Source organism: Ruegeria sp. BE10, assembly GCF_056538905.1.
The window spans coordinates 218,334-240,840 of record NZ_JBQFTX010000005.1; the positions used below are offsets into that span (position 1 = coordinate 218,334).

The following is a 22,507-nucleotide window of genomic DNA, read 5'->3' on the forward strand; positions in this document are numbered from 1 at the left end:
CGACAAATTTCAGGAAAGTGTCCGCGTTAGAGCCGTACTCACGGCTGACTCAATATGGCAAACAACTCCGCAATCCTGTTGCGGGTTTCCACGCTGTCCCTCAATAGGTTCTCCGCGTCGGCCAGGGGCGTTTCAGGAAGTCGGGCCGGTGCGGCTGTTAGACCTTGGGATGTCTGGACGACCTGATCGAATTTGGTGTGATTTTCCAAATTCACTTGCTCTGGTAGATCGGCCAACCAGAACAAGCGGTTTGCTTCATCCTCACGACCTGAGTTGCGCATCAGATCACCCGCCGCCGCAAAATCCTCTGCTGCAATCAGGGCTTCAGTCCGTAGCATAATCGCTGCGTCCGTCTGATCATCGTCCAGTTCCAGCATCGCTTGATGCGGACGCTGATCCAATAGCGCGGCTTTGGCCCGCAGACGGGCACGCTCACCCCGCCTCAGCCTGTCCTGAGGACGCTTTGCTAGTGCGTATGCATGTTGTGAAAACCCAAGCTTTGCCAGTCGGTCAGCAACGGCAAGGGCTGTGTCGGTTGTCAGATTTTGAGAATGCTTATGTGACAAGATCAGGACGCGGCGCAAAAAGGTCGCATCATCAGCGCGTTCGGTCAGGATAAGCACCGCACGGTTCAGAGCGTCCGCGGATTCCGCCTCCTCTGACAGCTCTGCCACCAAATCCAGAGAGGCATCGAATTCCTGACTCAGGCTTAGCGCGACCATATGGGTTTGTTTCATCAGGGGGCCGATGTCAGAACGGCGAAACTCAATCGTGTAGGATTCCGCCAGAGCCAGTTCCTGAGGAGAGATTGCGCCACGTTCCAGCCAACGTTTGTCGACCAGTCGGGCCAGTGCCAACGGCGCCTCAAGTGTGGCGTCTGACGCTTCGATCGCTTCAGTCAGCAAGACTTCGGTCCGGGGGGCGTCACCTTCGGCCGCTGCAACCTTGGCCTTTGCCTGCGCGACATTTGCGCTGGTTTGCGTCTTGACGCGATCGACCGAGCGCAAGATCCGCCGGGCGGCTTCTAACTCGTCCCCGTCTACTAGAATGTCCGACAAAGCCGGGCCGACATGGCGCCGCAGATGGTCCGGTAAGCGGGCAAAAGACTGTTCGATAGCCGTTAGATTGGCCTCGCCTTGCAAGTCGCCCTCACTCAGCGCCGCCCACAAAGCCGCATCGCCCTCGCAACGCTGCAAGCCCTGGAATGGATTGTCTTCGATCAGCGGCCCATCATCCAGAACACGGGCAATGGCCGCGATGTGTTCGGTTTCCAAAGATCGCTCGTCCAGCAGGTTCAACGCCCGGATCGCTTCGGCGCCAAACCCGGAATGCGCGTACAGTTTTGCCAGTTTCAGCGCGCTCTCTTTGTCGATGGTATCGAATTCTTGGAACAGTTCTGATCGAAGCTGCGCGGCTTGTTCTGGAAACGGACGCTCGTCAGACCAACGGTCAAAAGCCAGCTCGGCGCTGGATACGCAGGGTGGGCGCCGTTCCACTTTTGGAACATCCGGACCCAAAAGCCCGTTCAAACCGTCCAAAATCGAAGTCACTTGAACATTCAATTCAACACCGGCTGGCAAAAATACGCTTTGATTCCCGTTGGATGCGCGTGGCCCCACCGGCGCAATGTTCAGATCAATGATTCCGCGGTCCGCCCCCTGCAGCAGCCGGGTCGAAAGCTGGTCTTCGAATCCGTTCGCGTTGAGGTTCAACAACGGCAGGGCCAGTGCATCAATGGTCTGCTCCGGGCCTGTCGTTTTGATTTCTTTTGGGGTTTTGGGCAGGACCGGGGCCGGAATATCACTGGTGAGCGGCGGCAGGAAGGTGCCGGGTGCGATATCAATCACAATCATCGTACTTTTGAAAAGAAAGGCCGAAGCGACACAATTGCAACCGAACTCCAGTTCCAGTGCACCGCCTGGTTCGGCCTGCGAAATCGCGGCAAGTCGGTTTTGCGTCAGGCGTTGGAAGACGGTGCCGGTTCGGTATGTCACATCCTTCAGCGCGACGTTCAGGCGTGCGCCGTTTTTTGTCTGTTTCAGAACCCAATCGGTGTCTTGAGGCACTTGAACCACCAATCTGGTATAATCTTCATGCTCACCCGAGCGCACCGTCAGATCTTGCGCTGCGGCTCCGCTGGCCCCGGCGATGAACGCCGAGAATAAGAATGCAAACCGTGTCATGCGGCTGCCTGTTTGAGTTCTTTCAACGCTTCTTCCAACTCGGTGAAATCAGGGCGGTTGTGGGTTGGGGTGTTCTGACGCCCAACCTCAATGCACATGGCAGCGTTGTGGTTGCGCAGATTGGCGACCAACACTTCTTTGATCAGCTGGTAGAAGTGGTTGTCTTCTTCGACGACAGCTTTCAGTTTGCCCGCGAAAGGTCCGACCAGGCCATAAGCCAGAAACACCCCAAGAAAGGTCCCCACCAGGGCGCCGCCGATCAATTTACCCAGCACTTCGGGGGGCTGGTCAATCGAACCCATCGTCTTGATCACGCCAAGAACCGCCGCAACGATGCCCAAAGCGGGTAGGCCATCCGCAACCGTCTGCAAGGCGTGGCTGGAATGCATGGCATGGTGGAAGTTCGCCTCCATCCGCTTTTCAAGAACTTCTTCCACCTGATGCGGATCATCATAGTTCATCGAGGCGGCGCGCATCGTATCGCAGATCAGGTCAACGGCCTCTTTATCTGCCTGAATTTTCGGGTAAGCCGAAAACAGAGATGAATTTTCCGGGTCTTCGATATGTTGTTCCACCTCGACCGGGTTGGCCTTGGCAATACGGATCAGCGAGAACAGCAGGCACAGCAGGTCGCGGTAGTCCTCAGGTTTCCATTTTGGTCCTTTGAACACTTTGCCCATGTCTTTGAGGGTGTGTTTGACTGCGCTCATGTCATTGCTGATCAGGAAAGCGCCAACAGCGGCACCGCCGATCATCATCATCTCAAAAGGAAGCGATTTCAAAATGATGGTCATTTTGCCGCCCGCAGCCAGATAACCGCCGAACACCATGGCGAAAATGACGACAATTCCGATTATTCCGATCATGGGTGATCTCCAGCAAAATCCTGTGCGGGGTTAGAGTTTTATTCCTGTGGGGCGGCGGCGTTGCGGCCTGCCATTATGACGCTGATGGTATAGGCGGCTTCGGGGCGCAGCCCGGCCAGAACACCAGCAGCCGCATCGGGCGGCATGCGAGACAGGAATCCGGCGGCAAAGCTTGGGTCCATCGTCTCAAACAACGCTGCGGCGTCCTTGGGTTTCATGCTTTGATAGACATCCGTCAGGCGCGTCAGATCGGTCTCGGCAGCTTTTTCGGCAATGGCGAGCGTCGCGCGCAGGGCCTCTTCGGCCTCTTGCAGGGCAACCAGTCGCGTCTCGATCGCCTGATCCGCAATGGCCAATGCCTTTTCCTTGTCAAGCGCTGCTGCCTCGCGCTTTTTCAGCGCTTCTTCCCGGCGCAGCAGTTCGGTCAGCAGGACCTGTGCGCCGGGCAGATCGGCCTGTGCGTGTTTGACTTTGGGAGCATAAGGTTCGGCAGTTTTTGCCAACGCTGGTCCTGCTTCCAGCCCAAGACGAATCGCGGCAGACCCGATCATCAGCAAAGAGATGACGGCCAGCACGCCACCTTTTGGGCGCCTATCGGCTTTCCGGCGGGTCATGATGCGACCTCACCCTGAGAGCGATCGTGGCGGAAGAACATCAAGCCGCCCGGCCGCTTGGCCGGTTCTGGGGCGGTCGCGTCCTTTTTTGGCTTCTCGGGCGCTTCGATCGTTTCAGCGACTTCATCTGACTTAGCCACGGCGGATTCCGCCTGTTCCCCGGGTGCGGCGCTGATATCTTCTTCGAGGTCGGTCGACTGGTCGGGTTTATCTTGCGATGGAACGACGTCGTGCATCGAAGCCATCATCAGCTCTAACCGCTGCGCCACCGATTCTGCCCGCTGCGTCAGCTCTTTCAATTCCGCACCGGACTGGTCTGAGGCTGCTCGTGCGGCACCCAGGGATTTCTTAAGCTCATCCGCCTGGGTCGACAGAACAGCAACCGCGCCGCCCACGCCTTTTTCCAGATCGGTGAAGCGTTTCAGCCGCCGGGACAGCACGAAACAATACAGACCCGCACCCAGCGCGCCGGCGACCAGCAAAATATCTGCAATCAGCTCCAATTTCGCCTCCTAGTTCAAAACGAATTCCATCACGAGAACGTCGCGCACGCGGCCTTCTCCGACGACGATTTCAATGCGGCGCAGCAGATGGCCGCGGATGCGCATCAGGGCCAGAGAATCTTCAAGGTCCGAGACTTCGACCGCGCGTAGATACCCGTTCAGGATGTCCATGATTCGGGGTTTCATCTTTTCGACATCGGCGGCGTGTTCGCTGTTCACCTCTAGCTGAGCGTGAAATTTCAGATGCCGCGAATCGCCTGCGTTCACCGACACGATCACCGCCGGCAGATCGATGAATCCCACTTGCGGCAGGGCCTTTACAGCCTTGCCGTTATCCGTTTCCTTGACGTCTTCCATTGCGGGCTTGCCACCAAAAGGAAACAACCCGGAGGTGGTCAGAAAATAGCCACCAGCCGCCCCGGCCACGGCCAGAATCACCCCTATGATCATCCCTTTTTTTCCATATTTTTCTGGTACTTCTGCCTGTTCTGCAGTCGCGTCAGTCATGACGTCCTCATTTGTCCGTTCTGCAATCGTCATAACCCGGCAGGGACTAACCGATTGTTAAGGGCAATCGTTCAAACAAGGGATGCGCCGGGCAGAATGTCGGCGAGTCGGAGGTGATCGTGCAGCAGATCGGAACTGTCTGGGCAAATTTGGACAGGCGTAAACAAATCATCGTCGCCGGTGCAGTAGTGCTGGTTTTTCTTGGGGTCCTTGCGATGTCGCGGATGGTCACGGCGCCGTCGATGACCTTGCTTTATGCCGGGCTGGAAAGTGGCGCGGCGGGCGATGTCGTCCGCTCGCTGGATCAGCGCGGGGTGCCTTATGAGATTCGGGGCGGCTCGATCTACGTGCCCGGATCACAGCGAGATGAGCTGCGCATGACACTCGCCAGCGAGGGGATGCCCGCCAACGGCAATCAAGGCTATGAGCTGCTGGATTCACTTAGCGGGTTTGGCACCACCTCGCAGATGTTCGATGCCGCCTATTGGCGCGCAAAAGAAGGTGAGCTGGCCCGAACCATCGTTGGCAGCCCTCATGTCAGCCAGGCACGGGTTCATATTGCCAACGGATCGAACAACCCGTTTCAGCGCAGCGTGGCGCCGACGGCCTCGGTCTATCTGGTGCTGTCAGGGGCGCAGATCACATCCGATCAGGGCAAGGCGATCCGGTTTCTTGTGGCGTCTGCCGTCAGTGGTCTGGCGCCTGAGAATGTCACCGTGGTCGATTCGAACGGGGCGGTGATCGGCGCGCAGGAGACCGCAGTCGCTGAGGATACGGCAGATGACAAGGCGCGCCAGTTGCGCGAGCGTGTGATGCGATTGGTCGAGGCGCGCGTCGGCACGGGCAATGCTGTCGTTGAGGTCAGCGTCGACACCGTGACCAAGACCGAATCCATCCGCGAACGCCGTTTTGACCCCAATGGCCGCGTTGCCATCAGTACTGATGTCGAGGAACGATCGGACAGCGCCCGCAATCAATCCGCCGATGTCACCGTGGCGTCGAACCTGCCGGATGGCGATGGCGCGGGTGGGGACGAATCGAATTCGAACGCGACGCAGACGCGGGAACGGGTGAATTACGAGGCCTCGGAAACCGAATTGGAAGTCCACAATGCCCCCGGTGCGATCAAGCGTCTGACGGTTGCGGTTCTGGTCAACGGCACACGGTCCGTGGATGCGACCGGAGTCGAGACATTTGAGCCGATGCCCGAAACCGAGATGGAGGCCTTGAAGGAGCTTGTGGCCTCGGCCGTGGGGTTCGACGCCGAACGCGGGGACGTCATCACCCTGAAATCGCTGGACCTGCCGGTGGTAGAGCCGCAGGGCACATTGGTAGCGGCCTCGATCTGGCAAAAGGTTCATTTCGACGCGATGTCGTTGATCCAGATGGCAGTGTTGGCGATTGTCTCGCTGGTGCTTGGGCTCTTCGTGATCCGTCCGATCCTGACCAAACCGGCGATGGCCCCGGCCTTGCTGCCCGCCGGGGCACCTCCTGAGCCCGAGGCCATTCTGACCGGCGAGATAGCGACTGACGAAAACGGACAATTTAGCGCGCTGCCGGGCCAGACTGCCGCTGGCGACGTCCCGGCGCTGGCCGCGCAGGCGGGCGCTGATCCGGTCGACCGATTGCGGGCTATGATCGGCGATAAACAGGAAGAGACCGTCGAGATCCTGCGCAGCTGGCTTGAAGAAGGTGAGGAGCGTGTCTGATGTCGATTGCCCATCTTCTTGAGGATTTCACGCTGCAAGCCGGGGGCGGCAAGCTGCACCTGCTGGACGAGGACGCGCTGGAGGAACAGCGGCTGGCAGCGTTCGAGCAAGGCTATAGCGCCGGTTGGGAAGACGCGCTTCAGGCGCAAGAACAAAGCCGAGGTCAGGTCTCAGACGGGCTGGCCAGATCGTTGGAGGACATGTCCTTTACTTATCATGAGGCTGTCACCCGCATGACATTGTCGCTGGACCGGATGTTCCAGAGCCTGGTGGACACTGTCCTGCCCGAAACGCTGGATCGCGGTTTTGCTGTCCGGTTGGCCGAACAGCTGACCGAAATGGCGCGGGAAAAGATTGGCCAGCCGATGCAAATCTTCGTGCCCAAGGGCCGCGCGGCTGAGGTAGAGGCCCTGCTGCCGCAGGAACTGTCCTCACCCACTCGCGTGATCGAAGACCCTTCGTTAGAGCCAGGACAGGCCCGGTTGCAGGTCGGCACAACCCAGCGTGAGGTGGATTGCAGCGGTCTGCTCGCCACGGTCGCGGGGGCATTTGACGCTTATGTATTTGAGGCAAAAGAGGCAGTGAACCATGAATGATCCCCAAACTCTGAAACCCGAAAAAGCCAATCCGTTCGAGGCGGTTCCGATTGAGGTTACGGTTTCGGTCGGGCGTGCGCGCCCGCTGATCCGCGACCTGCTGAACATGGGTGAGAACGCCGTGCTGACGCTGGACAAGCGGATCGAGGACCCGGTCGACCTGTATGTCGGAGACCAACTGGTCGCCCGCGGCCTGCTGGAGGAGATGGAGGGCGATCAGGCCGGGCAGCTTGCTGTGCGCCTGACAGAGATTGCGGATTTGCAGAACGGGATCGGTTGATGCGGCTTCTGCTTTGGTTGGTTGTTGCGCTGGCGACACTGTCCCCGTCTCTGGCTGCGGCGCAAGAGCTGTCGCTGTCATTGGGCGAGGGGGGGGCGATCTCGGCGCGGACCATCCAGCTGATCCTTCTGATCACGATCCTCAGCCTGGCACCTGGGCTGGCGATCATGGTCACCTGTTTTCCGTTTCTGATCACCGTTCTGGCCATTCTGCGTCAAGGGATCGGATTGCAGCAATCGCCACCGAACATGCTGATCGTCAGCCTGGCGATGTTCCTGACTTACTTCATCATGGAGCCCGTATTTTCCGAGGCCTGGGCCACCGGTATTCGACCGATGGTCGAAGAAACCATGGCGGTCGAACCCGCGTTGCAGATTGCCATTCAGCCCTTCCGAGCCTTTATGGCCGCGCGGCTGGACCCGGATACGTTTCACGCGATGGCGGCCTTGCGACCTGACGGTGACGCTATCGCCCTGACGCCCGAGGCGCCGCTGTCGATCCTGATGCCGTCCTTCATGCTGTCCGAGATTGCACGCGCCTTTCAGATCGGCTTTCTGATTTTCCTGCCATTTCTGATCATTGATCTGGTTGTGGCGGCGGTGCTGATGTCGATGGGAATGATGATGGTGCCGCCTGCGACGGTATCGCTGCCATTTAAGCTGGCGTTTTTTGTTATTGCGGATGGATGGTCTCTGATCGCTGGGGCGTTGGTGCGCAGCTATATGACATGAGATATCACTGCCGGGTGATTTGCAACCGCGCACGCAAGCCCTGATCCCCGGCCTCGAAGCTGAGGGAGCCCCCATGCTGTTCGGCAATCGTAGCCACGATTGTCAGGCCCAGACCGAACCCGTCGGATGACCCGGTGTTCGACCCGCGCCGGAACGGTGCCATCAGGTTTTCGATATCAGTGACGGACAGATCGGCACCCTTGTCCTCGACCGTGATGGTCGCGGTGCGGGCGTCGGTTTCCAGCTGCACCTCGGCATGGCGGCCGTATTTCAGGGCGTTGTCGATCAGATTTGTTAACGCCCGTTTCAGAGAGATTGGCCGCCCCATCACCAGCATCCGCCGTGTCTCGGGCAAGGATCCATGCCCGCGTCGGGACATGAAGACCGATGGCGCGCCTTCGACTGCGACCGGGGCGATTTTCTTCAGGGTCACCGGCAGGTCCATGTCCTGATAATCAGCGACCACAGACTCGACCAGCGCGGTCAGGGAAATCTGACGGGGGTCTTCAACGCTGAGTTCCGAGCGTGTGTAAGTCAGCACGCTTTCGATCATGCCCGTCATCTGATCCACATCGGCCTCAAGCTTTTCGCGCAGTTCGTCATCGGCGATCAGGGCCGCGCGCAGGCGAACACGCGTGGCAGGGGTGCCAAGATCGTGACTGACACCGGACAGAACGGTAGCGCGTTTTTCAAGCTGCATGCGCTCTGCATCCAGATGGTCGTTCACGGCTGACACGATGTCGCGCAGTTCCGCCGGGCCGTCGGCATCATAGCTGCTCGGCCCGCCCTGGCGTTTGCGGCCGCGCAGGGCGTTGGAAAACCGGGTGAAACTGTCCGAGACATTGCCGATCGATGTCAGGATGACCGCCAAAGCCACGATGGCGGCCAGAATGGCGGGCAGGCGCAGGTCGCCAGGGGCGGCCTTGCAACCCCAGATATCGGTGCCGTCCACCTGCTGCCAGCCTCTGTGTCCGAACCGGGCGACCAGGATTGGCTCGCTGCAATAGGTGGCCAGAAGGCGGGTCAGATTGCCCATCTTCTCGGCCCCGGTCTGATCAACGCGGGACAGAAGATCAGACACCGGATAAACCAGCCGGTCGGACATCACCGCCAGCGTCAGTTCGCGCCCGGCCAGGGGGGCGGTGTTGTCGGTCAGGATCGACAGGTTGGTGACAAAGCTGCGATCCGACAGGCCGGGCAGCTGCTCGAACCGCCCGGCATCGGCCAACTGCGCAGCTTCGGGGGACAAGGGGGTGATCGTGATCCCCGGCGGCGGGATTTTGCTGACCCGCAGCTCTTCATAGACGGAAAACCCTGCGACATAGGCGCGGGTTAGAAAGTTGTCCCAGGCGCGGGCCGAAGAAAACCACAGCCCGGCGGAGAGAAGCCCCGAGGCAAAGGCGGCCCCTGTCCAGATCCAGCCCAGACTGCGCAGGCGCGGGGCGCGTGTGGTCATGCGTCCTCTTCCACCGACACTTCGGCCGCAAAGACATAGCCGACCCCGCGTTCGGTACGCAGCATCTGCGGGTCTTTCGGGTTGACCTCGATTTTCGAACGCAACCGACCAACCAGCATGTCGATGGCCCGCCCTTGCGCCTCGGGTTTGTCGGCGCTGCCGGTGACGTCCAGCGCAGCGGCGATTTCATCCCGGGTCAGGGGGATATGCGGGTTGGCCAGCAAAACCTTGAGCAGCGCAGTTTCCCGTTGCGACAGAGGAACCAGGTAGCCTTCGGGTGAATGCACCTCATCCCGTTTGCCGTCATAGGCCCAGTCGTTGAAACGAAAGCTGTGTGTGCGGCGGCGATAGGCCAGCGACGGCGTACGCCGGGCGCGTTGCATCACCGCACGAACCCGCGCCAGCATCAGCTGCGGGTTGAAAGGCTTGGCGATATAGTCGTCGGCCCCGACCTCGTACCCCGCCATGCGCTGATGGTCGGCTGACAGGGCCGAAACCAGAATGATCGGCACGTCCTGTTCAGCCCGCAGGCGGGCGCAGATCTCGACTCCGTTCTCATCCCCAAGCATCACATCCAGCAGGATCAGGTCGATCCGTCCCGCTGTCAGATGGTTGCGGATTTCAGCCTCGGAACTGGCGGGCAGGGCGACGAACCCGTTCTGATGCAGGAATTGGGTCATCATCGACCGCATTTCAGGGTCGTCATCCACCACCAAAAGTCGCGGAATGCTCACGCGGTTTGTCCTCCCAGTTTCTGCTGCTCCGACATCATCCATTGTAACGAACGGAAACAGATTCAATGTCAACGTAACACGCTGTAACAAAAGCAGTGAATTTTTGGGTGGTTGCCGGGCTTTGGCGCGGATTCAGCGTTGCCAGATGGCGAACTGGTCTCAGAATAACGGGCATCGCTGCATCAGCAGTCACTAAGTTCTCTAGGGAGGAGACAGACAATGAAGCATTTTGCATTCGCCACCGTTTCGACATTGGCCGTTGTGGCCGGGTCGTCGGTTCTGGCCGAGCCACAGGCCGAGGTTCTGCATTGGTGGACGTCGGGTGGTGAGGCCAAGTCGGTCGCCGTACTGCAGGAAGAGTTCGCGTCGAATGGCGGAACCTGGACCGATATGCCGGTTGCAGGTGGTGGCGGTGACGCGGCCATGACCGCGTTGCGTGCCCGGGTGCTGGCCGGAAACGCGCCGACCGCAGTTCAGCTGAAAGGCCCCGCAATTCAGGAATGGTACGAAGAGGGCGTTCTGGCCGACATCTCATCCGTGGCCGACGCCGAAGGCTGGGCGGATGTGCTGCCCGCATCCATCGCAGGTCACATGAAGTGCGAGGGCACATGGTGCGCCGCACCAGTGAACGTACATCGCGTAGACTGGATCTGGGCCAATGCTGATGTTCTGGCCGCAAATGGCATCGAAATGCCGACCACCTGGGACGAGTTCAACGCTGCTGCTGATAAGCTGCAGGCTGCCGGTGTGATCCCGCTGGCCCATGGTGGTCAGTCATGGCAGGACGCGACCGTCTTTGAAACTGTGGTTCTGGGTATCGGCGGGCCCGAGTTCTTCCAGAAAGCGCTGGTCGATCTGGACCCGGAGGCGCTGACCTCGGACACGATGGTTCAGGTCTTTGATCAGATGCGTACCCTGCGCGGCTATGTCGACGAGAACTTCTCGGGCCGTGACTGGAACCTTGCCACTGCCATGGTCATGAACGGCGAAGCAGCCTTCCAGATCATGGGTGACTGGGCCAAGGGTGAGTTCCTGGCGGCCGGCAAGAAGCCCGGCGAAGATTTCCTGTGCGCCTCGACCCCCGGCGACGGCTATCTGTACAACGTTGACAGCTTTGCCATGTTCGACGTGGACGGAGATGACAAGAAAGCCGGTCAAGACCTGTTGGCCAAGCTGATCGTGGCGCCGAACTTCCAAAAGGTGTTCAATCTGAACAAAGGCTCGATCCCTGCCCGCACCGACGTGGCGCTGGATGATTTTGACATCTGCGCCAATCTGTCGGCTGAAGACATGGGCTCGACCTCGGACGCTGGTTCGCTGTTGCCGTCCTATGCCCATGGCATGGCGCTGCGCGGGTCGCAGTCCGGTGCGATCACCGACGTTGTGACCGCGCATTTTAACTCGGATATGTCCTCGGCTGACGCGGTTCAGCAACTCGCGGACGCGGTAGCAAACAGCTACTGATCCAATACGCTCTGCCCCCTATAATGCGGGGCAGAGCATCTTTCCCCGGAGGCTAAAATGTCCGAATGGCTGGAAAACCACCTGCCCAAGGTGGTGCTGGCACCGTCGTTCATCGCCGTATTGATCTTTGTTTACGGATTTATCGGATGGACCGCATGGGTGTCGCTGACACGATCTAAACTACTGCCGAAATATGAGATCAACGGGTTCATCCAATATGAGCGCCTGTTTGATTCACCCCGCTGGGATACGGCAATCAACAACCTTTACATCTTCGGTGCTCTGTTCATCGTGATCGCGATGGTCCTGGGTCTGCTGCTGGCCATCCTGCTGGATCAGAAGATTCGCGTCGAAGGAGCGATCCGGACGATTTACCTGTACCCGATGGCGCTGTCGATGATCGTGACTGGCACGGCTTGGAAGTGGATTTTGAACCCCGGGTTGGGCATTGAATCCATGGTGCAGGGATGGGGCTTTCCGAATTTCGAGTTCGACTGGCTGGTGAACCCTGACTACGCGATCTATACGATCGTAATCGCTGCTATCTGGCAGAGCTCGGGCTTTGTCATGGCGTTGTTTCTGGCAGGTCTGCGGTCTGTGGATGGCGAAATCATCAAGGCCGCGCAGGTCGATGGTATTCCCACTTGGCGCATCTATACGGCGATCATCATCCCGTCGATGGCTCCGATCTTTCTGTCGGCGTTCATCGTACTGGCGCACCTTGCGATCAAGAGCTTTGACCTGGTCATCGCCCTGACAGGCGGCGGTCCGGGCTACGCGACCGATCTGCCTGCCACTTACATGTATGCCATGGCGTTTTCGCGCGGCGATATCGGTCAGGCGGCATCCTCCGCGATGATCATGATGCTTGTCGTCTTTGCCATCGTGGTTCCCTATCTTTACTCAGAGCTGAGGGCGAAAAATGACTGATCTGTCGATGCCCCAAACCCAAACCCGCACCCAAAGCGCCACGGGCAAGATCGCCTTGCGCTGGTTGCTGTATGTCCTGCTGGGCCTGTTCGCGCTGTATTACCTGATGCCGCTCTTCGTGATGTTGACCACGTCGCTTAAAAGCCTTGAGGAAATTCGCACAGGCAGCCTGATCTCGCTGCCGCGTGAGGTCAGCTTTGACGCCTGGAAAACCGCGTGGTCCGGGGCTTGCACCGGTATCCAGTGTGAAGGGCTGCGGCCTTACTTCTGGAACTCGGTCCTGATCGCGGTGCCTGCGGTGGCCCTTTCGACCCTGCTGGGCGCGCTGAATGGCTATGTCGTGGCGCAATGGCGGTTCAAAGGCGCTAATATCATCTTCTCGCTGATGCTGTTTGGTTGCTTCATCCCGTTTCAGGTTGTGCTGCTGCCGATGGCGCGTCTGCTGGGCATGATGGGGATCGCCGGGACCATTCCGGGTCTGATCTTCGTCCACGTGATCTATGGCCTCGGTTTCACCACACTGTTTTTCCGCAATTACTATGTCACCATTCCGGCCGAGCTGACCAAAGCCGCTCGGGTCGATGGGGCCGGTTTCCTGCGGATTTTCTGGTCGATCTTCCTGCCGCTGTCGCTGCCAATCATCGTGGTGACCGTGATCTGGCAGTTCACGCAGATCTGGAACGACTTCCTGTTCGGCGTGTCGTTCAGCCAGGCAGGCACACAGCCCGTGACCGTGGCGCTCAACAACATCGTAAACTCCACCACCGGCGTTAAAGAATACAACGTCGACATGGCCGCCGCGATCATCGCGGGGCTACCGACGCTGCTCGTTTATGTCGTCGCCGGTAAGTATTTCATCCGCGGTCTGACCGCTGGCTCAGTGAAGGGATAACCCATGGCTCCCATCCTCGATATCAACAATCTGTACAAGAATTACGGCGCAACCGAGGTTCTGAAGGACATCAACATTTCGATCGAACCGGGTGATTTCCTGGTGTTGGTCGGCCCCTCGGGTTGCGGCAAGTCCACCCTGCTGAACTGTATTGCGGGGCTGGAGGAAATTACCGGCGGCACGCTGTCCATCGGGGGCAAGGACATGACCCATGTCAGCCCCAAGGATCGCGACATCGCGATGGTGTTCCAGTCCTACGCCCTGTACCCGACAATGTCCGTGGCCAAGAACATCACCTTTGGCATGAAGGTACGCGGGGTCGATCAGGCGACGCAGGAGGCCAAGCTGAACGAGGTTGCCTCGTTGCTGCAGATCGAGCCGCTGCTGAACCGCCGCCCCAGCCAATTGTCAGGCGGTCAGCGTCAGCGGGTGGCGATGGGCCGGGCACTGGTGCGCGATCCCAAACTGTTTCTGTTTGACGAGCCGCTGTCGAACCTTGACGCGAAGCTGCGGGTCGAGATGCGAACCGAGATCAAGAAACTGCATCAGACGCTGGATGCCTCGATCGTCTACGTGACCCATGACCAGATCGAGGCGATGACGCTGGCGACCAAGATCGTGGTTCTCAAAGGTGGAATCGTGCAGCAGATCGGCAGCCCGGCTGAAATCTACAACAACCCGGCCAACCTGTTTGTGGCTGATTTCATGGGCTCACCGGCGATGAACCTGATCCCGGCGCAAGCGTCCAAGACCGGCCCGGGCACGCAGATCGCCATTGCACGTGAAACGGGCGAGACACTGGTTCTGAACGATGCCCGCGATCTGTCACTGCCCGAGGATGTGATTCTGGGCCTGCGCCCCGAAGACATTGCCGAGGCCGGGTTCCGTGCCGGTGATGGTGTGCAAGAGGCCTCCTGTATGGTCGACATGGTCGAACCGGCGGGGGCTGATACTTATGTGGTCTCGGAACTGGGCGGCAAACAGGTCACTGCGCGGCTGCACGCGGAAACCAGTGCGCAGGCGGGCAAGATGTTGAACCTGGCCTTTGACATGAGCAAGGTGTCCTATTTCGCCAAGGAAACTGGCGAACGCCTGAACTAAAACCAAAAAAGCGCCGCGCGAAACCAATCGCGCGGCGCTTTTTCATTTGTGAACCGGATCAGCTGAGCTTGTTTCGGCTCATATCCTTGATCAGGCGGTTCAGATCGCCCCCACGCGCATCCAGCATGGCGCCGACCTCGGTCCGTTCGGTCAGCAGCATGTTCACCCCTTCGATGAACATGTTGAAGAACTTGTCGCGGCCCGATTTGTCCGACACCAGGAATGTCACTTCAAACGGGGAAGACCCCTGCAACTTGACCGAGGTGCGCACCTCGTAGCCCGCCTTGATTTTGCGGGCATTGCGAACTGTGACTTGGCCACCAATGAACTCGCGGAAGCGGCGGCCATATTTGTTGGAAATATAGCCCTGAAACGCTTTGGTGAATTGCTTGATCTGCGAGGGGCTGGCTGAGCGGCCATCTGCCCCCAGCACATAGCGCGCCATGATCGGCACATCGGCATATTGCACGAAGATCTTTTCAAAATCGCGGATCATCGCCTTTTCGGATTTGCCCGAGGCGATCACTCGGTTGATATCGTCCACGACACTGACAACCAGTGCCTTAGCGCTGGCTTCGGTCTGGGCAAAGGCGGGCAGGGCGGTCAGCATCGCACTGGCCAGGCCAGTGGCGATAAAACCACGTCGGTTCAGATGGTTATTCGGCATAGGGGTCCTCGTAGGGGTCTAGGTAGGGGTCCCTGACTGGGTCAGTCCCGATATCTGCATAAGGGTCATCGTACAGACCCAGATAGGCGTCCTCATCGTCGCGTGCCAGTTCAAAGCGGCGGTTTTGGATGTAAATTGTCTGTGCCTGCGCATAGCTGTCGGCGCTTTCATACAGGATTGAATCCACCGTATCCGAGAACCGGCCCCGATCACCCATGCGGCGGACGACCTCAGCATATACGCCGATATTGTCCACCGGACGGACCGGTGTGAAATTGATCGGATTCGAGAATAGATTGACTACAACACCAATCGCATCCCGTTGGGTTGACGGGCCATAGAAAGGCAGCTCGACATAAGCGCCCTCGCCAACGCCCCAAACATGCAGGGTCTCGCCGAAATCGGTATCCACCGGCGGCAGGTTCAACTCGGCAGCGGGGTCAGACAGGCCCAAGCCGCCCACAGTGGTATTGACCACAAAGCGCAGCAAAGCGTTGCCGGATTGTTTGACATTGCCTTGCAACAGGTAGTCCAGCGCCTGCCCGGGCATCGTCAGGTTTTCGGCGAAATGGTTAAAGCTGGTCACCATCGGATCGGGTACGATCTTGACATAGCCTTTCGAGGCCGGACGGAACAGAAACCGGTCAACGCCCAGGTTGAATTTGTGAATGCCCCGGTTGGTGTTCTCATAGGGATCGAACACCTCATTCGACGGGGTCCCCTCCGGCGGTCGCGTGGCGCAGGCGCTAAGGAATGCCATCACGGACATGACGATAAGGTGCTTCAGGCGGGGTCTGCTCAACACGGTCTTTGCCACTCCTAAACGTTCGGGTTCCACACGCCCGAACTGTCAATCAATACTGCCCGTGGCCACATAGCATGGCCCAATCCGATGTCACATATACGTTTCGCAACCAGTATGAAACAAAAAGCGTTTAACCTGTACGACGTACTTACGTAAAGTGGTACAGGTTCAACTGTTCGGCATAGGAAGAGTTACGCTGACCGCTCTGGGTCGTCTATCCCCGTTTTCGTGCTTTCCGATCCCGGTCTTCCCGGTTAGCTTCGCCCCGACTCAAAGATTGGGAGGAAACTTCATGAGCATCGCAGCAAAACTGGAAAGCCTGGGCGTCAACCTACCGGACGCGCCTGCGCCAGCGGCGAACTATGTACCCTTCGTTCGGGTGGGCAACATCGTCTATGTCTCGGGTCAGATTTCCAAGGATGACGATCTGATCACCGGCAAGCTGGGCGATGACATGGAAATCGAAGCCGGTGCCGCGGCGGCAAAGGTTTGCGCCATCAATCTGCTGGCGCAGGTCAAGGCAGCCTGTGGCGGTGACATCAACAAACTGGTGCGCGTGATCAAGCTGACTGGTTTCGTGAACTCGACCGCCGATTTCACAGCACAACCGCAGGTGATCAACGGGGCGTCGGATTTCCTGGTCGAAGCCCTGGGTGAGGCTGGCCGTCATTCCCGCTCGGCCGTCAGCGCCGCGGCACTGCCGCTGGGCGTGGCCGTCGAAATCGAAGGTATTTTCGAGGTTCAATGACACCGACCTTGCCGTCAGTTTTCCTGCAGGCCCCGATTGCGCATCGGGCGCTGCATGACCTTTCGGATAACCGCCCGGAAAACAGCCGGGCGGCCATCCGTGCGGCTGTCGAGGCCGGGTACGGGATCGAGATTGATTTGCAGCGAACTTCGGACAGCCGGGCAATGGTGTTTCATGATTACGACATGACACGCCTGACCGGGCAGCCCGGCCCTATTCAGCAAGTGACAGCGACACAGGCGCAGGCGACGCAGCTGCTGCATGCTGATGATGGTATTCCGACGCTGGACGACGTGCTTGCACTGGTGGACGGCAAGGTTCCCCTGCTGATCGAGTTCAAGGATCAGGACGGCGCAATGGGTCCCAATGTCGGATCACTTGAGGCTGACGCAGTGCGGGCCTTGCAGGGGTATGACGGACCGGTGGCCTTGATGTCTTTCAATCCCAACAGCGTGGCCGAACTGGCGCGTCTTGCCCCCCATTTGCCGCGCGGGTTGGTGACTTGTTCTTACCAGCCCAAGGTCGAGCTGCTGCCACAGAAGGTCTGCGATCACCTGCGCGACATACCCGATTTTGACAGGGTCGGCGCCAGCTTTATCAGCCATGAGGTCGCCGATCTGACCCGCCCCCGCGTGGCCGAATTGAAAGCGCGCGGCGTGCCGGTTCTGTGTTGGACCGTACGCTCGGCCGAGCAAGAAGCTCAGGCCAGAAGGGTTGCCGATAACGTGACCTTCGAAGGGTATTTGGCCCCACATCCGGGTTGAACCTGCCCCTCGGTGTCACAGATAAAGATCAGACGCGGAGGGCACATGGATCAGGCGCAAATCGAAGTTCAGGTTCTGAGATCGCTTTCGCAGATTTCTGCGACCGAATGGGATGCCTGCGCCTGCCCCGAGGCCGCCGATGGCGGGCGGCCGCTTGATCCCTTTACCACGCATCGATTTCTGCTGGCGCTGGAAAACAGCGGTTCGGTTGGGCCGGGCACTGGCTGGCAACCGCAATACCTGACCGCATATCTGGATGGGATGCTGATCGCGGCCGCGCCGATGTATGCCAAATCGCACAGTCAAGGCGAATACATCTTCGACCACAGCTGGGCCCATGCTTATGAAAACGCAGGCGGGCGGTATTACCCCAAACTGCAGATCGCGGTGCCGTTCACTCCGGCCACCGGGCGGCGGTTTCTGGTGCGACCGGGGTACGAGGTGCCGGGCATGTCGGCCCTGGTGCAAGGGGCCGTGCAGATTGCAGCCGATAACCGGGTGTCTTCAGTTCATGCCACGTTCTGCACCGAGGACGAAGCGCTGGCGGGCGAACAGATGGGTCTGTTGCTGCGTCAATCACAGCAGTTTCACTGGCTTAACGACCAATATGCGGATTTTGATGGGTTTCTGGCCGCGCTGTCCTCGCGCAAGCGCAAGAATATCCGTAAGGAACGCGCGCAGGCCTGTGAATTTGGCGGAGAAATTCACACCTATTCCGGTGATGATCTGCGCCCTGAACATTGGGATGCGTTCTGGCGGTTCTATCAGGATACCGGCGCGCGGAAGTGGGGATCGCCTTACCTGACGCGACAATTCTTTGATATCGCTCAGGAAACCATGACGGATGATATGGCGTTGGTTCTGGCGGAACGCAATGGCTATCCGATTGCCGGGGCACTGAATTTCATTGGACGCGAAACGCTTTATGGCCGCTATTGGGGCTGCGTCGAAGATCACCCCTGCCTGCATTTTGAATTGTGCTACTATAGGGCGATCGACTTTGCCATTGCCGAAGGATTGGCCCGTGTTGAGGCCGGCGCGCAAGGCGAACACAAGCTGGCGCGGGGCTATATGCCTATGCGCACGCATAGCTTGCATTGGGTCGCCGACCCCGGCTTTGCCGATGCGATCAAGAAATATCTGGACGCCGAGGCCCACGCAGTGGGACAAGAGATTGAGATTCTGACGGAATACGGCCCGTTCAGGAAATCGAACCCGGAGGAACAGCAATGACCGAACTACTGTCGCCCGAGACCCGCGGACCGCTTCTGGACCCGCTGTTCAACAACGGCTGGACCATGGTCGAAGACCGGGATGCGATCACCAAGACCTTTATCTTCGAAGATTTCGTGCATGCCTTTGGCTGGATGACGCAGGTGGCGATTTTTGCCGAAAAGTGGAATCACCACCCCGAATGGTCCAACGTCTACCGCACCGTCGAGGTGACGCTGGCCACCCATGATGTCGGTGGCATTTCGGCGCTGGATGCAAAGCTGGCGCGCAAGATGGACAGCCTGGTTTAGCCTCTGTCGCTCCGCGAACCTTCTCCGCCGGCCAGGGATGCAGCAATGCCCAATTGCCGGAACTCATCGGGTGTCACGGTTCCGTCGCTGACGTTGATATTGCCGGGAATTTGCGTCGTCCGATTGCCGATTTGGCGCACACTGCGGGCCGCCGGATTAATATCCAGACACTTGGTATTGTAGCAAGTCAGCCCGGAAGTGTTGATCTGGATAAATGTCTGCCCGTCCGGTCCGGTCACAACCGGCGCCTGCGGTACATCGCAGGCCGCCACCAGTAAAAGCGCACCCAAACGGATCCATTTGTTCATCGTGCGCTCCTGTTGCTAGTCCAGTTGACCGTTGCCGTTCTTATCCGCCGCGTTGAAATCGTCGTTCATCTGCGCGTCGTATTCCGCCCGAGAAATAAAGTCGTCATTATCGCGGTCAACGTCCTGAAACTGTTTTATGTCCAGAAACGGCTTGGCTTCGTCCAATCCCAGCGTGCCGTTCTTGTCGTCATCCATTTCCTGAAAGGCATAATCGGAAAAGGCATCGAACTCATCGCGGGACAAGAAGCCGTCATTGTTCTTGTCGATGGCCTTCAGTTCGTTTTCATGCAACTCGCCCACGGTCTCGGCTGTGGCCGCACCGGCCAGTATAAGGGCCGCAGCAATCAAAATTCCACGTGTCATCTCGGCTCTCCTCAGCATGCGTATCTGTTGCCTTCAATCGCGCCAGCGGCTGCGCCTGCCGCAGTCAGGATGGATTTACCTGATCCGCCACCGAATTGGTTGCCGATCGCGCCGCCGATCAATGCACCGCCCAGTGATCCGCTGAGACATGCGATTTCATGCTGCCGCGCCGCCTGTTGCTGAGGGGTGGGTGCCGGGCCGCAGGCGGCCAATGCGCCCGCTGTGCCCAGTAATAGAGTGAATACTTTGAGTTTCATCAATGAACTCCCTAATTGTATGCCACAACTATTGGCTGATCAGGGCGTTGCATCAAGTTAAATGCGTTTACGGCCCCGAGGTGACCCGGGGCCGCGCGCAGGATCAGATCGCGTCCAGCAAAGTTTCGCCTGCCGAAATCTCGCAAGTGCCGGGGCTTTCTTCCAGGTTCAGCGCAGTGACCTTGCCGTCTTCGACCAGCATGGCATAGCGTTTGGACCGCGCATACAGTCCGGCGGGCGGGGCGTCAAATTCCATGCCAATGGCCTTGGTGAATTCGGCTGAGGCATCGCCCAGCATGGTCAGGCCTGCATCGGCCGCGCCTGTGGCCTCGCCCCAGGCTTTCATAACAAACGGGTCGTTGACCGAAACGCAGATGATCTCATCCACGCCATTGGCGGTAAACTGGTCTTTGGTGCGAATGAAGCTGGGCACATGGGCCGAACTGCAGGTCGGCGTGTATGCTCCGGGCACCGCAAAGATCACCACTTTGCGCCCTTTGGTTTTGTCTGAAATCCGCACCTCTTCGGGGCCGTCTGCACCCAGTTGCGTCAGTGTGGCGTCGGGCAGTGTCTCACCTGTTGAAATCATTTTTTAAGCTCCTGTCATTTGGATTTGCAGAGTCGGGCTCAGCCGCAATATAGGTGGTCGCGTGGATGAGACCACGGGAATTCGACACGGTGGGAGGAACATGAGCCATATTGTCGTCATCGGTGCCGGGCAGGCGGGGTCGTCGCTTGTTGCCAGGCTGCGCAAAGACGGGTTCGAAGGGGACGTCACTCTGATCGGGGCCGAGCCGCATCTGCCTTATCAGCGCCCGCCGCTGTCCAAGGCTTATCTGCTGGGTGAAATGGAGCTTGAGCGCCTGTTCCTGCGGCCCGAAAGCTTCTATGCCGAGAACAATATCACCTTGCGTTTGGGTCAGCGCGTGACGGCGATTGATCCGCAGGCCAAAACCGTGACCGTAGGGGATGAGGTCATCGCATATGACGAACTGGCCCTGACCACCGGGTCGGACCCGCGCTACCTGCCTGCCGCGATTGGCGGTGATCTTGAAGGTGTCCACGTAGTACGCGATCTGGCCCATATCGACGAGATGGAGCCCCGCGTGAAAGATGGCGCGCGCGCCCTGATCGTGGGCGGCGGCTATATCGGGCTTGAGGCCGCGGCTGTCTGCGCCAAGCGCGGGGTCAAGGTGACTTTGGTCGAGATGGCCGACCGCATCCTGCAACGGGTCGCCGCGCCCGAGACCAGCGATTACTTCCGCGCATTGCACAGTGAATATGGCGCCGATATCCGCGAAGGTGTCGGGCTGGATCGTCTGGTGGGCGACAACGGCAAGGTGGTTGGTGCGGTTCTGACCGACGGCACCGAGATCGAGGTCGATTTTGTTGTTGTCGGTGTCGGCATCGTCCCATCTACTCAACTGGCCGAGATCGCAGGGCTTGAGTTGGAGAACGGCATTAAGACCGATGCGCATGGTCGAACCTCTGATCCGGCGATCTGGGCGGCGGGCGACTGCGCGTCCTTCCCACATGGCGATGCCCGTATTCGTCTGGAAAGCGTGCCGAACGCGATTGATCAGGCCGAGATCGTGGCCCAGAACATGCTGGGCGCAGCCAAGGACTATGTGGCGACGCCGTGGTTCTGGTCGGATCAGTATGACGTCAAACTGCAGATCGCGGGCCTGAACACCGGCTACGACCGCGTGGTGACCCGTCAGGGTGACGGTCAGACCGTGTCCTTCTGGTACTACAACGGCGATCAGCTGATCGCCGTTGACGCGATGAATGATCCTCGCGCGTATATGGTTGGCAAGCGCCTGATTGAGGCGGGCAAAACCGCTGATCCGGCCGTGGTCGCCGACCCTGACGCGGATCTGAAACCGCTGCTCAAGGCGTGAGGATCATCGCCGGAGAGTTCCGGGGCCGGGCCTTGGCGTCGGTCGGCAAAGGGGATGCGGGCGCTCATTTGCGCCCCACCACCGACCGGGTGCGCGAAAGCCTGTTCAACGTGTTGGGTCATCAGATCGACTTTGACGGGCTGCGCGTTCTGGACCTGTTTGCCGGAACCGGCGCGCTGGGGCTTGAGGCGCTGTCGCGCGGTGCTGCACAGGTGACCTTTGTGGATGACGGGCGGGTGGCGCAGGGGCTGATCCGCAAGAATATCGACCTGACCCGCAGCGCCGATCGCACAACCTTGATCCGTCGGGACGCCACGCGGCTGGGCGAAAATTCAGGCGAGCCCTATGATCTGATCTTTCTGGATCCACCTTATGGAAAATCCATGGGGCAAAAGGCCATCGCTGCCCTGTCCCATGGCTGGATCGCCGACGACGCGTTGATCGTGTGGGAGGAAAACAGCCCCATGGCAGCTCCGCAGGGGTTCGACCTGCAGGACAGCCGGAAATACGGTGACACGCATATCTCGTTGATGTGGCGAAATGTTTCAGGCTGAAACCCTGCGGGCAAGGTTCTGCTGACACCCGGTTTGCACCTGCGCGCACGG

At 59.1% G+C, this 22,507-nt stretch carries 27 protein-coding genes; 14 read left to right on the forward strand and 13 right to left on the reverse strand.

The window, feature by feature from the left end:
• Positions 1 to 38 precede the first annotated feature (38 nt).
• From ACR0M2_RS13410 to ACR0M2_RS13430, 5 genes are read right to left on the reverse strand one after another with little or no spacing between them, the layout of a single operon-like run.
• The gene (locus ACR0M2_RS13410; protein ID WP_480705507.1) at positions 39 to 2,183 is read right to left on the reverse strand and encodes a hypothetical protein; all 2,145 of its coding nucleotides are present in this window, start codon (positions 2,181 to 2,183) and stop codon (positions 39 to 41) included.
• Positions 2,180 to 3,049: a flagellar motor stator protein MotA gene (motA, locus tag ACR0M2_RS13415; protein WP_170360811.1), complete on the reverse strand. Its 870-nt coding sequence runs from the start codon at positions 3,047 to 3,049 to the stop codon at positions 2,180 to 2,182. The genes ACR0M2_RS13410 and motA overlap by 4 nt, the downstream gene beginning before the upstream one ends.
• A 38-nt stretch (positions 3,050 to 3,087) precedes the next feature.
• On the reverse strand, positions 3,088 to 3,663 hold the full coding sequence (locus tag ACR0M2_RS13420) for a MotE family protein (protein ID WP_170550004.1): 576 nt from the start codon (positions 3,661 to 3,663) through the stop codon (positions 3,088 to 3,090).
• Positions 3,660 to 4,166, reverse strand: a complete 507-nt coding sequence (locus ACR0M2_RS13425) for a hypothetical protein (protein ID WP_480705509.1) — start codon at positions 4,164 to 4,166, stop codon at positions 3,660 to 3,662. The genes ACR0M2_RS13420 and ACR0M2_RS13425 overlap by 4 nt, the downstream gene beginning before the upstream one ends.
• 9 nt (positions 4,167 to 4,175) lie before the next feature.
• The gene (locus ACR0M2_RS13430; protein WP_480705511.1) at positions 4,176 to 4,673 is read right to left on the reverse strand and encodes a flagellar basal body-associated FliL family protein; all 498 of its coding nucleotides are present in this window, start codon (positions 4,671 to 4,673) and stop codon (positions 4,176 to 4,178) included.
• 119 nt (positions 4,674 to 4,792) lie between these two features.
• Between ACR0M2_RS13430 and fliF the strand changes: the two genes are divergently transcribed.
• Genes fliF through fliP form a run of 4 tightly spaced genes read left to right on the forward strand, consistent with a single transcriptional unit; the run spans position 4,793 to position 7,989 of the window.
• Positions 4,793 to 6,382, forward strand: a complete 1,590-nt coding sequence (gene fliF, locus ACR0M2_RS13435; protein ID WP_480705513.1) for a flagellar basal-body MS-ring/collar protein FliF — start codon at positions 4,793 to 4,795, stop codon at positions 6,380 to 6,382.
• Complete coding sequence (locus ACR0M2_RS13440) at positions 6,382 to 6,978, forward strand: FliH/SctL family protein (protein ID WP_480705515.1); 597 nt, start codon at positions 6,382 to 6,384, stop codon at positions 6,976 to 6,978. Before fliF ends, ACR0M2_RS13440 begins: the two co-directional genes overlap by 1 nt.
• Positions 6,971 to 7,258: a FliM/FliN family flagellar motor switch protein gene (locus tag ACR0M2_RS13445; RefSeq protein ID WP_480705517.1), complete on the forward strand. Its 288-nt coding sequence runs from the start codon at positions 6,971 to 6,973 to the stop codon at positions 7,256 to 7,258. Before ACR0M2_RS13440 ends, ACR0M2_RS13445 begins: the two co-directional genes overlap by 8 nt.
• Positions 7,258 to 7,989, forward strand: coding sequence for a flagellar type III secretion system pore protein FliP (gene fliP / locus ACR0M2_RS13450; RefSeq protein WP_480705519.1), 732 nt, complete (start codon positions 7,258 to 7,260; stop codon positions 7,987 to 7,989). Before ACR0M2_RS13445 ends, fliP begins: the two co-directional genes overlap by 1 nt.
• Positions 7,990 to 7,993: 4 nt before the next feature.
• On the opposite strand, the gene ACR0M2_RS13455 is transcribed toward fliP, so the two are convergent.
• Both ACR0M2_RS13455 and ACR0M2_RS13460 read right to left on the reverse strand, forming a co-directional pair.
• Positions 7,994 to 9,445: a sensor histidine kinase gene (locus ACR0M2_RS13455; RefSeq protein ID WP_480658560.1), complete on the reverse strand. Its 1,452-nt coding sequence runs from the start codon at positions 9,443 to 9,445 to the stop codon at positions 7,994 to 7,996.
• Positions 9,442 to 10,179, reverse strand: coding sequence for a response regulator transcription factor (locus ACR0M2_RS13460; protein WP_170410803.1), 738 nt, complete (start codon positions 10,177 to 10,179; stop codon positions 9,442 to 9,444). Before ACR0M2_RS13460 ends, ACR0M2_RS13455 begins: the two co-directional genes overlap by 4 nt.
• Before the next feature lie 219 nt (positions 10,180 to 10,398).
• Between ACR0M2_RS13460 and ACR0M2_RS13465 the strand changes: the two genes are divergently transcribed.
• The 4 genes from ACR0M2_RS13465 to ACR0M2_RS13480 are packed head-to-tail and all read left to right on the forward strand — an operon-like array spanning position 10,399 to position 14,566.
• Entirely contained in the window at positions 10,399 to 11,643 is a 1,245-nt protein-coding gene (locus ACR0M2_RS13465; protein WP_170349751.1) for an ABC transporter substrate-binding protein, read from the forward strand.
• Positions 11,644 to 11,700: 57 nt separating this feature from the next.
• Positions 11,701 to 12,573, forward strand: coding sequence for a carbohydrate ABC transporter permease (locus ACR0M2_RS13470; RefSeq protein ID WP_170349752.1), 873 nt, complete (start codon positions 11,701 to 11,703; stop codon positions 12,571 to 12,573).
• The gene (locus ACR0M2_RS13475) at positions 12,566 to 13,465 is read left to right on the forward strand and encodes a carbohydrate ABC transporter permease (RefSeq protein WP_170349753.1); all 900 of its coding nucleotides are present in this window, start codon (positions 12,566 to 12,568) and stop codon (positions 13,463 to 13,465) included. The genes ACR0M2_RS13470 and ACR0M2_RS13475 overlap by 8 nt, the downstream gene beginning before the upstream one ends.
• A 3-nt stretch (positions 13,466 to 13,468) precedes the next feature.
• A complete protein-coding gene (locus ACR0M2_RS13480) occupies positions 13,469 to 14,566 on the forward strand; it encodes an ABC transporter ATP-binding protein (protein ID WP_170349754.1) in 1,098 nt (365 codons plus the stop codon).
• 58 nt (positions 14,567 to 14,624) lie between these two features.
• Here the strand turns inward: ACR0M2_RS13480 and ACR0M2_RS13485 are convergent, their stop codons facing one another.
• Both ACR0M2_RS13485 and ACR0M2_RS13490 read right to left on the reverse strand, forming a co-directional pair.
• Entirely contained in the window at positions 14,625 to 15,233 is a 609-nt protein-coding gene (locus tag ACR0M2_RS13485) for an MlaC/ttg2D family ABC transporter substrate-binding protein (RefSeq protein ID WP_170349755.1), read from the reverse strand.
• Positions 15,223 to 16,002 carry an MlaA family lipoprotein gene (locus tag ACR0M2_RS13490; protein ID WP_170349851.1) on the reverse strand — a complete coding sequence of 260 codons (780 nt, stop codon included), beginning with the start codon at positions 16,000 to 16,002 and terminating at the stop codon, positions 15,223 to 15,225. The genes ACR0M2_RS13485 and ACR0M2_RS13490 overlap by 11 nt, the downstream gene beginning before the upstream one ends.
• A gap of 328 nt (positions 16,003 to 16,330) precedes the next feature.
• On the opposite strand from ACR0M2_RS13490, the gene ACR0M2_RS13495 reads away from it, so the two are divergent.
• From ACR0M2_RS13495 to ACR0M2_RS13510, 4 genes are read left to right on the forward strand one after another with little or no spacing between them, the layout of a single operon-like run.
• Entirely contained in the window at positions 16,331 to 16,786 is a 456-nt protein-coding gene (locus ACR0M2_RS13495) for a RidA family protein (protein ID WP_170396603.1), read from the forward strand.
• Positions 16,783 to 17,550 (forward strand): glycerophosphodiester phosphodiesterase family protein, encoded by a 768-nt coding sequence (locus ACR0M2_RS13500; protein WP_480705521.1) that lies wholly within the window; start codon positions 16,783 to 16,785, stop codon positions 17,548 to 17,550. The genes ACR0M2_RS13495 and ACR0M2_RS13500 overlap by 4 nt, the downstream gene beginning before the upstream one ends.
• Positions 17,551 to 17,595: 45 nt before the next feature.
• Positions 17,596 to 18,783 (forward strand): GNAT family N-acetyltransferase, encoded by a 1,188-nt coding sequence (locus tag ACR0M2_RS13505; RefSeq protein ID WP_480705523.1) that lies wholly within the window; start codon positions 17,596 to 17,598, stop codon positions 18,781 to 18,783.
• Positions 18,780 to 19,073, forward strand: a complete 294-nt coding sequence (locus ACR0M2_RS13510) for a 4a-hydroxytetrahydrobiopterin dehydratase (RefSeq protein WP_170349758.1) — start codon at positions 18,780 to 18,782, stop codon at positions 19,071 to 19,073. Before ACR0M2_RS13505 ends, ACR0M2_RS13510 begins: the two co-directional genes overlap by 4 nt.
• Here the strand turns inward: ACR0M2_RS13510 and ACR0M2_RS13515 are convergent.
• From ACR0M2_RS13515 to ACR0M2_RS13530, 4 genes are all read right to left on the reverse strand, one after another.
• Positions 19,070 to 19,381, reverse strand: coding sequence for a hypothetical protein (locus tag ACR0M2_RS13515; protein WP_170376246.1), 312 nt, complete (start codon positions 19,379 to 19,381; stop codon positions 19,070 to 19,072). The genes ACR0M2_RS13510 and ACR0M2_RS13515 overlap by 4 nt on opposite strands.
• A gap of 15 nt (positions 19,382 to 19,396) precedes the next feature.
• The gene (locus tag ACR0M2_RS13520; protein ID WP_226689088.1) at positions 19,397 to 19,744 is read right to left on the reverse strand and encodes an EF-hand domain-containing protein; all 348 of its coding nucleotides are present in this window, start codon (positions 19,742 to 19,744) and stop codon (positions 19,397 to 19,399) included.
• A gap of 11 nt (positions 19,745 to 19,755) precedes the next feature.
• A complete protein-coding gene (locus ACR0M2_RS13525) occupies positions 19,756 to 20,001 on the reverse strand; it encodes a glycine zipper 2TM domain-containing protein (RefSeq protein ID WP_058282649.1) in 246 nt (81 codons plus the stop codon).
• A 103-nt stretch (positions 20,002 to 20,104) separates the two neighbouring features.
• On the reverse strand, positions 20,105 to 20,590 hold the full coding sequence (locus ACR0M2_RS13530) for a peroxiredoxin (RefSeq protein ID WP_170349761.1): 486 nt from the start codon (positions 20,588 to 20,590) through the stop codon (positions 20,105 to 20,107).
• 100 nt (positions 20,591 to 20,690) lie between these two features.
• On the opposite strand from ACR0M2_RS13530, the gene ACR0M2_RS13535 reads away from it, so the two are divergent.
• Both ACR0M2_RS13535 and rsmD read left to right on the forward strand, forming a co-directional pair.
• Positions 20,691 to 21,902 (forward strand): NAD(P)/FAD-dependent oxidoreductase, encoded by a 1,212-nt coding sequence (locus ACR0M2_RS13535; protein WP_170349762.1) that lies wholly within the window; start codon positions 20,691 to 20,693, stop codon positions 21,900 to 21,902.
• Positions 21,899 to 22,456, forward strand: coding sequence for a 16S rRNA (guanine(966)-N(2))-methyltransferase RsmD (gene rsmD, locus ACR0M2_RS13540; RefSeq protein ID WP_480705525.1), 558 nt, complete (start codon positions 21,899 to 21,901; stop codon positions 22,454 to 22,456). The genes ACR0M2_RS13535 and rsmD overlap by 4 nt, the downstream gene beginning before the upstream one ends.
• Positions 22,457 to 22,507 lie beyond the last annotated feature (51 nt).

Excerpts from the sequence above, each read along its gene's own strand:
- ACR0M2_RS13410 (WP_480705507.1), bottom strand. The coding sequence starts at position 2,183 with ATGACACGGTTTGCATTCTTATTCTCGGCGTTCATCGCCGGGGCCAGC.
- motA (WP_170360811.1), bottom strand. The coding sequence starts at position 3,049 with ATGATCGGAATAATCGGAATTGTCGTCATTTTCGCCATGGTGTTCGGC.
- ACR0M2_RS13420 (WP_170550004.1), bottom strand. The coding sequence starts at position 3,663 with ATGACCCGCCGGAAAGCCGATAGGCGCCCAAAAGGTGGCGTGCTGGCC.
- ACR0M2_RS13430 (WP_480705511.1), bottom strand. The coding sequence starts at position 4,673 with ATGACTGACGCGACTGCAGAACAGGCAGAAGTACCAGAAAAATATGGA.
- ACR0M2_RS13440 (WP_480705515.1), top strand. The coding sequence starts at position 6,382 with ATGTCGATTGCCCATCTTCTTGAGGATTTCACGCTGCAAGCCGGGGGC.
- ACR0M2_RS13445 (WP_480705517.1), top strand. The coding sequence starts at position 6,971 with ATGAATGATCCCCAAACTCTGAAACCCGAAAAAGCCAATCCGTTCGAG.
- fliP (WP_480705519.1), top strand. The coding sequence starts at position 7,258 with ATGCGGCTTCTGCTTTGGTTGGTTGTTGCGCTGGCGACACTGTCCCCG.
- ACR0M2_RS13455 (WP_480658560.1), bottom strand. The coding sequence starts at position 9,445 with ATGACCACACGCGCCCCGCGCCTGCGCAGTCTGGGCTGGATCTGGACA.
- ACR0M2_RS13465 (WP_170349751.1), top strand. The coding sequence starts at position 10,399 with ATGAAGCATTTTGCATTCGCCACCGTTTCGACATTGGCCGTTGTGGCC.
- ACR0M2_RS13470 (WP_170349752.1), top strand. The coding sequence starts at position 11,701 with ATGTCCGAATGGCTGGAAAACCACCTGCCCAAGGTGGTGCTGGCACCG.
- ACR0M2_RS13475 (WP_170349753.1), top strand. The coding sequence starts at position 12,566 with ATGACTGATCTGTCGATGCCCCAAACCCAAACCCGCACCCAAAGCGCC.
- ACR0M2_RS13480 (WP_170349754.1), top strand. The coding sequence starts at position 13,469 with ATGGCTCCCATCCTCGATATCAACAATCTGTACAAGAATTACGGCGCA.
- ACR0M2_RS13485 (WP_170349755.1), bottom strand. The coding sequence starts at position 15,233 with ATGCCGAATAACCATCTGAACCGACGTGGTTTTATCGCCACTGGCCTG.
- ACR0M2_RS13490 (WP_170349851.1), bottom strand. The coding sequence starts at position 16,002 with ATGTCCGTGATGGCATTCCTTAGCGCCTGCGCCACGCGACCGCCGGAG.
- ACR0M2_RS13495 (WP_170396603.1), top strand. The coding sequence starts at position 16,331 with ATGAGCATCGCAGCAAAACTGGAAAGCCTGGGCGTCAACCTACCGGAC.
- ACR0M2_RS13500 (WP_480705521.1), top strand. The coding sequence starts at position 16,783 with ATGACACCGACCTTGCCGTCAGTTTTCCTGCAGGCCCCGATTGCGCAT.
- ACR0M2_RS13505 (WP_480705523.1), top strand. The coding sequence starts at position 17,596 with ATGGATCAGGCGCAAATCGAAGTTCAGGTTCTGAGATCGCTTTCGCAG.
- ACR0M2_RS13510 (WP_170349758.1), top strand. The coding sequence starts at position 18,780 with ATGACCGAACTACTGTCGCCCGAGACCCGCGGACCGCTTCTGGACCCG.
- ACR0M2_RS13515 (WP_170376246.1), bottom strand. The coding sequence starts at position 19,381 with ATGAACAAATGGATCCGTTTGGGTGCGCTTTTACTGGTGGCGGCCTGC.
- ACR0M2_RS13520 (WP_226689088.1), bottom strand. The coding sequence starts at position 19,744 with ATGACACGTGGAATTTTGATTGCTGCGGCCCTTATACTGGCCGGTGCG.
- ACR0M2_RS13525 (WP_058282649.1), bottom strand. The coding sequence starts at position 20,001 with ATGAAACTCAAAGTATTCACTCTATTACTGGGCACAGCGGGCGCATTG.
- ACR0M2_RS13530 (WP_170349761.1), bottom strand. The coding sequence starts at position 20,590 with ATGATTTCAACAGGTGAGACACTGCCCGACGCCACACTGACGCAACTG.
- ACR0M2_RS13535 (WP_170349762.1), top strand. The coding sequence starts at position 20,691 with ATGAGCCATATTGTCGTCATCGGTGCCGGGCAGGCGGGGTCGTCGCTT.